General features: G+C 60.1%; 11 protein-coding genes and 1 tRNA gene. 5 read left to right on the forward strand and 7 right to left on the reverse strand.

The annotated features are described in order from the left end of the window. Positions 1–61 precede the first annotated feature (61 nt). On the reverse strand, positions 62–643 hold the full coding sequence (locus tag QEP12_RS15200) for a peroxidase-related enzyme (protein WP_284214775.1): 582 nt from the start codon (positions 641–643) through the stop codon (positions 62–64). A 137-nt stretch (positions 644–780) separates the two neighbouring features. On the opposite strand from QEP12_RS15200, the gene QEP12_RS15205 reads away from it, so the two are divergent. Beyond that, entirely contained in the window at positions 781–1275 is a 495-nt protein-coding gene (locus QEP12_RS15205; RefSeq protein ID WP_174863870.1) for a DUF6882 domain-containing protein, read from the forward strand. A gap of 265 nt (positions 1276–1540) precedes the next feature. On the opposite strand, the gene QEP12_RS15210 is transcribed toward QEP12_RS15205, so the two are convergent. Both QEP12_RS15210 and QEP12_RS15215 read right to left on the reverse strand, forming a co-directional pair. Continuing rightward, a complete protein-coding gene (locus QEP12_RS15210; protein WP_284214776.1) occupies positions 1541–2989 on the reverse strand; it encodes a catalase in 1449 nt (482 codons plus the stop codon). A gap of 299 nt (positions 2990–3288) precedes the next feature. After that, positions 3289–3834, reverse strand: a complete 546-nt coding sequence (locus QEP12_RS15215; RefSeq protein WP_174863598.1) for a PAS and helix-turn-helix domain-containing protein — start codon at positions 3832–3834, stop codon at positions 3289–3291. Positions 3835–3912: 78 nt separating this feature from the next. On the opposite strand from QEP12_RS15215, the gene QEP12_RS15220 reads away from it, so the two are divergent. The 4 genes from QEP12_RS15220 to QEP12_RS15235 all read left to right on the forward strand — a co-directional run bounded on the left by QEP12_RS15220 (position 3913) and on the right by QEP12_RS15235 (position 7222). Then, positions 3913–4620, forward strand: coding sequence for a CoA transferase subunit A (locus QEP12_RS15220; protein ID WP_174863597.1), 708 nt, complete (start codon positions 3913–3915; stop codon positions 4618–4620). Position 4621: 1 nt separating this feature from the next. Further along, positions 4622–5260, forward strand: coding sequence for a 3-oxoacid CoA-transferase subunit B (locus QEP12_RS15225; protein WP_174863596.1), 639 nt, complete (start codon positions 4622–4624; stop codon positions 5258–5260). A 101-nt stretch (positions 5261–5361) separates the two neighbouring features. After that, positions 5362–6732 carry an HD-GYP domain-containing protein gene (locus QEP12_RS15230; RefSeq protein ID WP_284214777.1) on the forward strand — a complete coding sequence of 457 codons (1371 nt, stop codon included), beginning with the start codon at positions 5362–5364 and terminating at the stop codon, positions 6730–6732. Between the two features lie 256 nt (positions 6733–6988). Next, positions 6989–7222, forward strand: a complete 234-nt coding sequence (locus QEP12_RS15235; RefSeq protein WP_284214778.1) for a DUF6566 family protein — start codon at positions 6989–6991, stop codon at positions 7220–7222. A 131-nt stretch (positions 7223–7353) separates the two neighbouring features. Here the strand turns inward: QEP12_RS15235 and selD are convergent, their stop codons facing one another. From selD to selA, 4 genes are all read right to left on the reverse strand, one after another. Then, complete coding sequence (gene selD, locus QEP12_RS15240) at positions 7354–8418, reverse strand: selenide, water dikinase SelD (RefSeq protein WP_284214779.1); 1065 nt, start codon at positions 8416–8418, stop codon at positions 7354–7356. 181 nt (positions 8419–8599) lie between these two features. Further along, a tRNA-Sec gene (locus tag QEP12_RS15245) sits at positions 8600–8695 on the reverse strand. A 59-nt stretch (positions 8696–8754) separates the two neighbouring features. Continuing rightward, positions 8755–10686 (reverse strand): selenocysteine-specific translation elongation factor, encoded by a 1932-nt coding sequence (gene selB / locus QEP12_RS15250; RefSeq protein ID WP_284214780.1) that lies wholly within the window; start codon positions 10684–10686, stop codon positions 8755–8757. Positions 10687–10761: 75 nt separating this feature from the next. Further along, on the reverse strand, positions 10762–12177 hold the full coding sequence (gene selA, locus QEP12_RS15255; RefSeq protein WP_431308100.1) for an L-seryl-tRNA(Sec) selenium transferase: 1416 nt from the start codon (positions 12175–12177) through the stop codon (positions 10762–10764). Positions 12178–12232 lie beyond the last annotated feature (55 nt).

The following is a 12232-nucleotide window of genomic DNA, read 5'->3' on the forward strand; positions in this document are numbered from 1 at the left end:
CAGCTATGGTTTTATGGGTTCAACCACTCGTTGGCATGGCTGAACGTCCAGGGCAGCTGGCTTAAGGCTTGGCCTTGGGGATGCGCCCCATCAGAAAAAACTCCGGGTTGGGCGCCATGCCGCTGAAGCTGGCCATGCGGTTGGACAAGCCAAAGAACGCGGTGATGGCGGCAATGTCCCAGATGTCCTCATCGTCAAAACCGTGGGCGTGCAAGGCGGCGAAGTCGGCATCTTCCACCTCGTGGCTGTGCAGGCAGACCTTCATCGCAAAGTCCAGCATGGCGCGCTGGCGGGGCGTGATGTCGGCTTTGCGGTAGTTCACGGCCACCTGGTCGGCCACCAGCGGTTTTTTCTCATAAATGCGCAACATGGCGCCATGGGCCACCACGCAGTACAGGCACTGGTTGGCAGCGCTGGTGGCGGTGACGATCATTTCGCGCTCACCCTTGGTCAGGCTACCCCCGTCTTTGAGCATCAGCGCATCGTGGTAGGCAAAAAAAGCGCGCCATTCGGCAGGGCGGCGGGCAAACGCCAAAAACACATTGGGGATGAAGCCGGCTTTTTCTTGCACTTCCAGAATGCGGCTGCGCAGATCTTCGGGCAGGGTATTCAGGTCGGGAAAAGGGTAGCGCGCGCTGGGCATGGTGGTGTCTCCGGTGGTTGTACTTGTGGCCCGTGGCTGGACTGTGCAGGGGGCTTGGGATCAGCATAGCCATATGGCTGCGTCAAGGTCGTCATGTAGCTGACAATCGGCAGCTCCTACAGCACAACGGATTGGGAATGAGCCAAGCACTTCACACCACAGACTGGGCGGCATGGAGCCGCGAAGCCGCCGAAACCATGGTGGCCCGCAACGCCGAATGGCCGCAGCAAATGGGGTTGACCGCGCCCTTGAAATGCCGCTGGGATCTGGAGCGTGCGCTGCTGGCTTTTGAGGCACCGCTGCATGAGGTGATTGCCACGGTGTGTCTGGTGGGCACCAGCAGTGACCAAGAGGGCAGCTTTGTCTGGAGCTGGGCCAATGAGGCCATTCCTGCGCAGCACGGCCAGGCGCTGGAAGTGGTGCATGATTTTGGGCGCGAGAACCAGTTGGCCCTGCTGACGACGCCCCGTTTGCAAGGGGGCAAGCCTGTGGGTATGGAGTGCCTGAGCATTGCCGCTCGCTTGCAGCGGGCAGTGGGCACCTATGTCGATCAGCAAGGCGATGTGGCGCTGTATTTCACCATCTTGCATTTGCAAGTGGCTGTGCCTGAGGCGGATCAACTGCCTAACTAAGCAAATAAGCAAGTTAGTCGGTACGGGAGGCAGCGTTAAGCAACGGTGCTGCAGCCATACCCAGCCTTATGCAGCCACCCTCCCATCAACGCGCAGTGCGCTGGAGACGGTGGGTTGATGGTGGCCCCCGCAGCGGCGGTGTGGCTGCAAAAAAGCCCTCTTCGCACGGGGCAAAGAGGGCCGGGCATGCGCCGCCGCTATGGGCATAGAGTTGGGATTGCGGTGAGCCGCATGTCCCAACACGGTGCCGTGCAGCGGTCGCTGCTTACAGCTTGCCAGCTTTGAGGGCTTCCAGCGCCGCATTCACGCCTGCGCCGTAGGCGGGGTCGGCCTTGGTGCAGTGCTCGATGTGCTTGTCGATGATGTGTTGCGACACACCATGAATGTTGCGGGCGGTGTTGGCAAACAGCAGTTGCTGCTTTTCGGGTGTCATCAGGCGAAACAGGTCACCGGGCTGGGTGAAGTAGTCGCTGTCATCTTCACGGTAGTCCCAGCGCGCTACGTCGCCATACAGCTTTTCCACGGGTTCCGCGTACTCGGGCTGCTCTTGCCACGCGCCCTTGGTGTTGGGTTCGTAGGCAATGGTGCGGCCAAAGTTGCCGTCAATACGCATGGCGCCATCGCGGTGGTAGTAGTTGGTGGGGCAGCGCGGGGCGTTCACCGGGATTTGGTGGTGGTTCACGCCCAGGCGGTAGCGTGCCGCATCCGCGTACGAGAACAGGCGGGACTGCAGCATGCGGTCTGGCGAGGGGCCAATGCCGGGCACCAGGTTGGACGGTGCGAACGAGGCCTGCTCGACATCCGCGTAGTAGTTGTCGGGGTTGCGGTTGAGCTCCATCACACCCACTTCAATCAGGGGGAAGTCTTTCTTGGACCAGACTTTGGTCAGATCGAAAGGGTGGAAGCGGTAGGTTTTCGCTTGCTCTTCGGTCATGATTTGCACGCACAGCGTCCACTTGGGGAAGTCACCGCGGTCAATCGCTTCCAGCAGGTCGCGTTGTGAAGATTCGCGGTCATGGGCCACCACGGCAGCGGCTTCTTGGTCGCTGAGGTTTTCAATGCCTTGATGGCAGCGCCAGTGGAATTTCACATAGTGGCGCACGCCTTCCTTGTTGATCAGGGAGTAGGTGTGCGAGCCGAAGCCGTGCATATGGCGGTAGCCCTTGGGAATGCCGCGGTCGGACATCACGATGGTGATTTGGTGCAAGGCTTCGGGCAGGCCGGTCCAGAAGTCCCAGTTGTTTTCTGCCGAGCGCATATTGGTGTAGGGGTCGCGCTTGACGGCTTTGTTCAGGTCGGGGAACTTCAGCGGATCGCGGAAGAAGAATACCGGGGTGTTGTTGCCCACCAAGTCCCAGTTGCCCTCTTCGGTGTACATCTTCACGGCGAAACCGCGGATGTCACGCTCGGCGTCGGCCGCGCCGCGCTCACCGGCGACCGTGGAAAAGCGCGCAAACAACTCGGTTTTCTTGCCAATTTCAGAAAACACCTTGGCACGGGTGTAGGCCGTGATGTCGCCAGTGACAGTGAAGGTGCCAAAAGCACCCGAGCCCTTGGCGTGCATGCGACGCTCTGGAATCACTTCACGGTGAAAGTGCGCCAGCTTTTCCAGGTGCCACAAATCTTGCAGCAGCATGGGGCCACGAGGGCCGGCAGTCAGAGAGTCCTGGTTGTTGGGTACCGGTGCGCCGGCTGCGGTGGTAAGGCGGTTCATCGCAAGCTTCCTTGTGCTGGTGGACAGACTAGAGGGCTGCGCAAAGAGGCTGTCCGTTTGGCTCTGTGCGTGTTGAATTTGATCGAGTGCTTGTATTTTTAATCAAAAACTATCGAAATAAATACCAGATTGATTGTTTTTAAACATCGCACTGATAAAGGATTTCAGGCCACATCTTGTGGGTTGCATTCGCAATATTCTGCGCAGTCTCATGCGAAGGCGTATGTCAGATGAGGCCGCTGTTCCAGTCCAAGGCCCGCAGAAACATGGGCACAGGATGCATGGCGTTTGCTGCGCTTTTATGTCAAAGACAGCAGTTTATGCACCAGGTCACCGGTGGTGCTGGCATCGTATTTGCGCATCAATCGGGCACGGTAAATCTCTACGGTGCGGTGGCTGATTCCCAGGGTGCGGCCAATCTCCTTGGAGGTCAGGCCTTCCAGCAACTTCGCGGCCACTTCGCGCTCACGTCCGGTGAGCCCGGCTTTGACAGGGCGTTGTTCGCTCATGTCCTCAAAACTCCAGATGCCCTCCGCATGCGGGTTGTGGCGGTCCAGCGCGCGTCCGCTGACATGGCACCAGAAGGTCTCGCCCGTGCTGCGCTTCATGATGCGGTTGTCGGAGTAGGTGCCCTTGGCGTTGAGGATAGGCGCCATGCGCGCACCCAGACGCTCGTACTCGTCCACACTGGGATACAGAATTTGGAAAGACTGGCCCACCATGATCTCGCGTGACATGGCAAACATCTCGCATACGCGCAGGTTGCAGTCCACCATGATGCGATTGCGCGAGATCACAAGGCCCACGGGGGCGAGCTCAAAAGCAAGGCGATGATCTAGCTCCATGGTGCAACTCTCTAGGAAATACTACGTATGCGGATAGGTAGTATCGTATGAAGCAGCGATAGTAAACAAGGAGACAACATGAAAAAACTCTATCCCTCAGCGGCTGCTGCCTTACAAGGTGTGGTGGCTGATGGTCAGTTGCTGGCCGTTGGTGGCTTTGGCCTGTGTGGGATCCCCGAGGCCTTGATCGATGCACTGCGAGACAGCGGTGTGAAGGATCTGACGATTGCATCCAACAACGCAGGTGTGGACGGCTTTGGCCTGGGCAAGCTGCTGGAGACCCGCCAAATCAAGAAGATGATTGCCAGCTACGTGGGTGAGAACAAAGAGTTTGAGCGCCAGTATCTGGCGGGTGAGCTGGAGCTGGAATTCACGCCCCAAGGCACCTTGGCAGAGAAGATGCGCGCTGGTGGTGCGGGCATTCCAGCCTTCTTCACCAAAACCGGGGTAGGCACGCAAGTGGCGGAAGGCAAAGAGCTGCGCGAGTTTGACGGTGAGACCTATGTGATGGAGCGCGCCATCGTGGCCGATGTGGCGCTGGTGAAGGCTTGGCGTGCCGACAAAAGCGGCAACCTGCAATTCCGCCTGACAGCACGCAACTTCAACCCCGCAGCCGCTACCTGCGGCAAGGTCTGCGTGGTGGAGGTGGAAGAGGTGGTGGAAGTGGGCGAGATTGCGCCGGACGACATCCATCTGCCCGGTATTTATGTGCACCGCATTGTGCACAACGCCACCCCCGAAAAGCGCATTGAAAAGCGCACCATCACTGAGAAGGCAGGAGTTTGATATGGCTTGGACGCAAGATCAAATGGCCGCGCGGGCGGCCCAAGAGTTGCAAGACGGTTTCTACGTCAATCTGGGTATTGGCATTCCTACGCTGGTGGCCAACCATACGGGCGATAAAGAAGTGTGGCTGCAGTCTGAAAACGGCATGCTGGGTATTGGCCCCTTTCCCACAGAAGATCAGGTCGATGCCGATCTGATCAATGCGGGCAAGCAAACGGTGACCACGATTGCAGGCTCGTCCATTTTTGGGTCCGACCAGTCGTTTGCCATGATTCGTGGCGGCAAGATCAACCTGTCGATCCTGGGTGCCATGCAAGTGAGCGAGACGGGGGATCTGGCCAACTGGATGATCCCTGGCAAGATGGTCAAAGGCATGGGCGGTGCCATGGACCTGGTGGCAGGCGTGAAACGCGTGATTGTGCTGATGGAGCATGTGGCCAAGAAAAAAGATGGCACCACCGACATGAAAATCCTGCCACAGTGCACCTTGCCTTTGACAGGTGTGGGCGTGGTGGATCGCATCATCACGGACTTGGGCGTGCTGGACGTCACCCCCGATGGCTTGAAAGTGGTGGAGCTGGCCGAGGGTGTGAGCTTTGAAGAAATCCAGAGCAAAAGCGGCGTGACCCTGTTGCGCTGAGACGCCTGCGTTTATTAACTTACATCAAGCCCACTCCGCAGTGGGCTTCTTTTTAGACTGAATCTACTAACATCGCACTAGTTACAACTAGAGTGTGCAGCATGGATTCGGAAACCGCAGAGGACGCAGCCACACTGCTGAGCAGTGCCTCCTTGATCAATGACCCACATTATCTGCAGGCGGTGTCGAATTTGGCCGACACCCAAGAAGTGGTGGCGGGGTCTGCTATTTACGCGGCGAGTGGCGTCAAGCTGCTGGACACCGGCGCGCGGATTGATCACCGGCTGTATGAGCGCCTCAAGCTGCACCAGCTGCACATACCGATTGATGACCAGCTTAAGGTGCAAAACGCGGTAGATATTCCCAGCCTGGAAGCGCAAGTCATGCTGCTGTCTGGTTCAACGCAACTGGGCAGGCAACTGTCTGCACACCTGGGGGCGCAGCAATACATGCTGATGGAGGTGCTGCGCCACATGCAGTGGCCGCAGCAAGCGTCTTTCAAGATGACGGTGATGCGCCACCACTTGCCCGAGCTGTTTGAGCACAGCATTTTGATGATGATGTCCGCCGTCTTCCTGGCGGTGAAGCAGCGCTTTTCGGTGCCAGATTGTGCGGAGCTGGCGGCGGCTGCCTTGCTCCACGATGTGGGCATGCTGTATATGCCACCGAGCTGGAAGAATGCCAAACACAAACTGACCGTGCAAGAGCGCAAGCAACTGGCCGCGCACTCCATCACGGCGATGCTGGTGGTGCGCGAGACGGGCGTGTATTCGCGCCGCGTAGAAGATGCGGTGCTGGAGCACCATGAACGTCTGGATGGCAGCGGTTACCCCCGCCACGCCAAAGGCGACGAGATTTCGCCCTGGGGACGCATTTTGATGCTGGCAGAGGTGATATCTGCCTTCTACAGCAAGTTCACGGATATGCCCGGGCAGCGCCTGTCGCTGATGCTGCGCATGAACCACAGCCGCTTTGATGCCACGCTGACACAGCACGTGTATGACTTGCTGGCGCAAGAAGAACCCAGCGCTGCCGACGGGCCTGCGCACACCAGCGCCGAAGTGCGCCAAGTGGTGGCAACGCTGGCCACGGTGATGCAGCACTGGGCGTTGTGCAAGCGCAAATTGCCCGAGGTGTGGCAGAGCCTGCCAGGCGCAGCAGCAGTGTCTTATGTGGACACGCGCATGCAAAGCCTGGAGAAATCTTTGGCGGAATCAGGCTCCCACCCGCGCCAGCAGGCGGATTGGCTGAAGATGTTTGAAGAAGACCCCAGCAGCATGCAAGAGCTGGTGTTGATCAACAAAGAAGCGCTGTGGCAGGTCGAAAGCTGCGTTGAGGCCTGCGTGCGCCAGTGGCCGCACCTGCTGCAGCCCCAAGGCCCGTTGGACACCATCATGGAAGACTGGTTGGTCAACAGCCGCATGGTGCTGGGGCTGCACAGCAGCACGCCGCCAGCGGCGCAGCAGGCCTAAGGCAGCGCACAGGCGCTATGGCGGCTGATTATGTGGTTTGCTGAAATTTGATAGCTGCTAGCGCTTGCTGATCAATGGGTTGAGGGTGGTTGGCATCTTATGTGTTTGGTAAATCTGCGCAAGCTGCTACTTTTTTTGTCATAGCACTGACACAGGCACGATCTATGCTGTAGGTTGAAATCAAAAAATCAACCTACAGCACGACCACGACGGTGGTGCATGGGCGCTAGGTCGCCCCAACGGAAAGGACAGCCTGATGGATCACAGCTATCACCAGCGCATCACCATGGACCGCTTTACCTTTGTCTCCAACGCGCAGCAGGCGCAAGGCGCAGGCTTTGTCTCGCAACTGAGCATTGACAGCGGTGAAGGCACTGCCCGCTACCAGCGGTTTTTTACCTTCAGCCCTGTGTTTGAGACGGCCGAGCACGCCGTGGCTTATGCGCTGGATCAGGCGCGCGAATGGATGCAACACAAGTCGCTGGCTTAAGGCGCAGCGTGCACAGTTTGCTTTGCTGCTGCAGCGCATGAAAAAAGCCCTTGGCGATTACCAAGGGCTTTTTTGATTATGGAAGGTGGCTTTGTCGGTGCCAGCATCCGTAAAGCATGGCGGGGCCTCGTTCAGGCTACGAGCACTTCGGCCGGGCCTGCTTGCATATGCCCCACGATGGCGGCATCGGCAAAACCACCGTTGCGGAAAATGGCCAGCACCTGCTCCACGGTTTCAGGGCTGCACGACACCAGCAAGCCGCCAGAGGTTTGCGGATCGGTCAGCAAGGCGCGCTGGGTGTCGGTGATGTGACTGGCCAAACGCACGGCCTCCCCGTAAGAGGCCCAGTTGCGGCCAGAGGCACCGGTGAAGATGCCTTGCTCGGCCAGCTCCAGCACGCCGGGCAGCACGGGCAAATCCTGGGCGTTGAGGTGCGCGGTCAGCTGGGCACCACGAGCCAGCTCCAGGCTGTGCCCAAGCAGACCAAAGCCTGTCACATCGGTCAGCGCATGTACGCCGTCCAGTTTGGACAGCTCGGTGCCCGGGCGGTTGAGCAAGGTGGTGGCATTCACCATGGACTGGTAGCCCGCCTCATTCAGCAGGTTCTTCTTGAGCGCGGCCGACAAAATGCCGACCCCCAGGGACTTGCCCAAAATCAGCACATCGCCGGCCTTGGCATCGGCATTGCGCTTCATCTGCTTGGGGTTGACGATGCCAATGCCCACCAGGCCATAGATAGGCTCTACGGAGTCGATCGAGTGGCCGCCGGCCAATGGAATGCCTGCTTCCTGGCAGACCGAAGCGCCACCATCCAAGATGGCGGCAATGGTCTCGTGCGGCAGCACATTGATTGGCATGCCCACAATGGCCAGCGCCATCAGCGGTGTGCCGCCCATGGCGTAAATGTCGCTCAGGGCGTTGGTGGCAGCAATACGGCCAAAGTCGTGGGGGTCATCCACGATGGGCATGAAAAAGTCGGTCGTCGCCACAATCGCTTGCTCGTCATTGATGCGGTAGACGGCAGCGTCGTCGGCGGTTTCGGTACCCACCAGCAAGTCGGGGAAGAACTGTTTGGGCAAGGTACTTTGGCCAATCAGCTTGGCCAAGATGCCGGGGGCAATTTTGCAACCACAGCCGCCGCCGTGCGACAAAGAGGTCAGGCGGGGGGCTGTGGCGGTATCAGATGCTTGGGTCATGGTGATTCAGTGGCTGCACGCAGCACGGGAGTGGCTCGCACATGGAGAAAGAAATAGCCACCATTGTGCGCCAGATGCGGTCTGTATTAGCGCTTGCGGTTATGTCGCAACGGCTGTGCCCCGTTGGATTGGGGACAAATAACAAAGCCCCTGCCTTGAAGGGCAGGGGCTTGGTGAAATCTGGCGGAAAGCAGCTGGAGTCGAACCAACCCGAGAGTGGCTAACACCCTCCACCGGGTTTGAAGCCCGGCCGCACCACCGGGCACGATTGCCTTCCTGAGAAGAGGTGCAAATTGTAGCTGTTCGCGCATGCTCCGTCTGCGTGCGCGGGCAATTTCATCCTTTTTTCACTTGGCTGTGCCACTGTGCATCGGGGCGCAGCACGTGAGCGTCGCGCACGCGGCGCGTGTAGCCCAGGCGGTCAAAGCACTCAATTATCTGGATAGCGCGCTTGCGGCCCAAGCCGGTGGCGTCGCGAAACTCTCGTGCCACCACTTCGCCGTTGGGGGTGGCAGAGGCCAGCTCTTTGATGATGCGGGCTAGCTCATCCATGTTGGCGGCGGTGTAGAACAAGTCTTTGACGACCTGAAAGATGTCGCCCTGGCGTGCCAGCTTGCGCAGCAGCTGGCGCACCACTTCTTCGCCCGTGCCGGTGTCGGCCGCCAGATCGCGCACCCAGGGTGGATCAAAGCGACCGTCCTGCAGGCGCGGCAGCAGTTGCTCGGCCAGGGTCTGCTCGGGCGCCGACAGTTGCACGCTGTGGCCGGGTAGGTGTAGCCATGCACCACTGCTGGTGAGTTGCTGCGCTGCCAGCATCTCGTCGAGCAGGGCGCGCCACAGTTTGTCGTGCTGGGGGTGGATCAGCCCGGGCCACGCCATGCGGCGCAGGCGGGCGGCGTTGATGCCCGGCTCGTCCGGGTACTTTTCGTGAAAACGCGCCAGGGTGTCCAGCACTTGCTGCTGTAGGCGCTGCCAGCGCTCGGCGTCAATCAGCACCGCGTCACCGTCGGGCTGCGGGATGTGCTGGGTGCCCGGCAGCGCGAGGTTGTCCAAGGCGCGACCAGACAGGCGCTGCAGTTGCGACAGGCTGATGCCGTGGTTGGCGTGGTGAACCAAAGCCGATGGGCTGCCGGTGGTGATGAGGGATTCCAGCGCTTGCAAATAAGCCATGCGCTCAGCGCTGCGGCGTTTGCGGGCTGGGGCATAGGGGTCAAGCACCATGCCGCCTGCAATGGTGCGGCTGGCTTGGGCGTTGCGCAGAATCAGTCGGTCACCGGGGATGGTGAATACGGGGTGGTCCAGCACCAGCTGCGCGGGCACTTCGGTGCCGGGCTCATTGGCACTGTCTTGCAGCAGTGCGACGTGGGCGGTGCAGCGCTGGGTGCCGATGTGGACGTGCACCGGCGTCCACTGCTGCATGGGCGGTGCTTCGGCCAGCAGGTGCAGGCGAATATCGATACGGTCACTGGCTTGCAGCACCCGTGCGTCGGCAATCCAGTCGCCGCGGATGATGTCTTCCTTGGCAATGCCTGCCAGGTTCAGCGCACAACGCTGGCCTGCCACGCCGATGTCGGCAGCCTGGTTTTGCGCATGGATGCTACGCACGCGCACCGCTTGGCCGCTGCCAGAGTGCACCAAGTTGTCTCCCACGCTGACCTTGCCGTTGAACACCGTACCGGTGACCACCGTGCCTTGGCCGGGCAAGGTGAAGACACGATCTACAGCCAGGCGGAACAGGCCGTCTTGCGCGCGCGCGGGCATCATTTGCGCTTGCACCTGCAGGTACTCGCGCAAGGCTTGCACACCGGCATCGCCCGGCTGGCTGGCGGCAGTTTCAAAAATAGGGCTGTCATGCAGCGAGGACACCGACAAGATGGCGGCAATCTCCAGCTTGACTTCTTGCACCCGCTCAGGCAACACGCGGTCAACCTTGGTCAGGGCCACCGTGCCTTTTTTGACGCCCAGCAGTTGCAGGATTTCCAAATGTTCCAGCGTTTGCGGCATGACGCCGTCATCGGCAGCCACCACCAGCAAGGCGTGATCAATGCCCACAGCGCCTGCGGCCATGGTGTGGACAAAACGCTCGTGGCCAGGCACATCAATGATGCCCATGACATCACCATTGGGCAGGGGCGCGTAGGCGTAGCCCAGCTCAATCGAGATGCCGCGTGCCTTCTCTTCTTTCAGGCGGTCGGTTTCCACGCCCGTGAGGGCGCGCACCAAGGTGGTTTTGCCGTGGTCAATGTGTCCGGCGGTACCGATGATCATGCAAACATTTCCTGGTCAGTCTTGAAAAATAGGGGTCAAATTGCCCTCCAGCGCTTATGCAGCAAGCACTGATAGCTATGAATTTGAGGTTTGAAGCGCGTGCAGCTGCTGCTCAAACTGCGGTTGCATGGCGGCTTCCAGGCAGCGCAGATCCAGCCACAGCGCGTCGTCGTGCAAGCGGCCAATCACGGCGCGGGGCAGGGCGCGCAGGCGTGCTTCCAGTTGGGTGAGCTGGCGGCCGGCTTGCTTGCCGCTGGCTGGGTACAGCTTCAGGCCATAGCTGGGCAGGCTTTCCACGGGCAGGGCGCCGCTGCCAATCTGGCTGTGCATGGCTGCAGTCTCCACCACCCACGCGTTACCCAGCACGGCTTGCAGTTGGGGGGCCAAGTGTTCGGCTTGGGCCTGCATGTCGGCTGGGGGGCGGGTAAACAGGCGCAACGTGGTCAGGCGCTGGGCCAGTTTTTCGGGGTGCAGGTACAGGCGCAGCGTGGGCTCCAGCGCTGCCAGCGTGAGTTTGCCCACGCGCAGGGCACGCTTCATGGGATTTTTTTTGATTTTGGCGATCAGCTCTTTGCGCCCGACGATGATGCCTGCCTGCGGGCCCCCCAGCAGCTTGTCGCCGCTGAAGGTGACGATGTCCGCCCCTGCATCCACGGTTTCGCGCACAGTGACTTCATGGGGCAGACCCCAGTCGCGCAGATCGACCAAGGTGCCGCTGCCCAAATCCACCATCATGGGCAGGCCACGGGCATGGGCCATGGCGGTGACTTCGGCGTCGGAGACGGCCTTGGTAAAGCCCACCACTTCGTAGTTGCTGGTGTGCACCTTCATGAGCAGAGCGGTGTGCTCAGTCACCGCCTCGGCGTAGTCTTTGGCGTGCGTGCGGTTGGTGGTGCCTACTTCTACCAACTGGCAGCCTGCACGTTTCATGATGTCGGGGATGCGGAAGGCGCCACCAATTTCCACCAGTTCACCGCGCGACACCACCACCTCTTTGCCCGCTGCCAGCGTAGACAGCGCCAGCAGCACCGCAGCGGCATTGTTGTTGACGATGGTGGCAGCTTCTGCCCCGGTCAGTTCGCAAATCAGTTGCTCAACCAGATCATCGCGGTCGCCACGGCCCCCAGTGGCCAGGTCGTATTCGAGGTTGGCGGGGTTGGTGAGGGCTTCGACGACTGCATCCACGGCCTCCTGCGGCAGCAGGGCACGGCCCAGGTTGGTGTGCAGCACCGTGCCTGTGAGGTTGAACACGGTTTTCAGGCGGGGTGCAAAACGCGCTGTCAGGCGCTCGTGCACGGCTTGGGTCAATGCGGCTTCTTCAACCTGTGCAGCTTGCAAGCTGCCTTCGCGCAGTTGGGGGCGCAGGCCGTCTAAAACTTGCCGCACTGCATCGGTCACACTGGCGCGACCAAATTCAGTCTGCAAGCCTTGCAAGACGGGGTGTTGAAGCAGTTTGTCCACGGAGGGCAGACGCGGTGCGGCAGTATTCAAGGTAGCAACTCTTTTTCAAAAACCAATAAAGAAAGGCCGCCGCAGCGGCCTTTCG

The organism is Comamonas jiangduensis, assembly GCF_030162955.1.
GTDB classification, from domain to species: Bacteria; Pseudomonadota; Gammaproteobacteria; order Burkholderiales; family Burkholderiaceae_C; genus Comamonas; species Comamonas jiangduensis.

Coding starts and splice junctions, on each gene's coding strand:
- QEP12_RS15215 (WP_174863598.1), bottom strand. CDS start 3,834: ATGGAGCTAGATCATCGCCTTGCTTTTGAGCTCGCCCCCGTGGGCCTT.
- QEP12_RS15225 (WP_174863596.1), top strand. CDS start 4,622: ATGGCTTGGACGCAAGATCAAATGGCCGCGCGGGCGGCCCAAGAGTTG.
- selB (WP_284214780.1), bottom strand. CDS start 10,686: ATGATCATCGGTACCGCCGGACACATTGACCACGGCAAAACCACCTTG.
- QEP12_RS15200 (WP_284214775.1), bottom strand. CDS start 643: ATGCCCAGCGCGCGCTACCCTTTTCCCGACCTGAATACCCTGCCCGAA.
- selD (WP_284214779.1), bottom strand. CDS start 8,418: ATGACCCAAGCATCTGATACCGCCACAGCCCCCCGCCTGACCTCTTTG.
- QEP12_RS15220 (WP_174863597.1), top strand. CDS start 3,913: ATGAAAAAACTCTATCCCTCAGCGGCTGCTGCCTTACAAGGTGTGGTG.
- QEP12_RS15205 (WP_174863870.1), top strand. CDS start 781: ATGAGCCAAGCACTTCACACCACAGACTGGGCGGCATGGAGCCGCGAA.
- QEP12_RS15230 (WP_284214777.1), top strand. CDS start 5,362: ATGGATTCGGAAACCGCAGAGGACGCAGCCACACTGCTGAGCAGTGCC.
- QEP12_RS15235 (WP_284214778.1), top strand. CDS start 6,989: ATGGATCACAGCTATCACCAGCGCATCACCATGGACCGCTTTACCTTT.
- QEP12_RS15210 (WP_284214776.1), bottom strand. CDS start 2,989: ATGAACCGCCTTACCACCGCAGCCGGCGCACCGGTACCCAACAACCAG.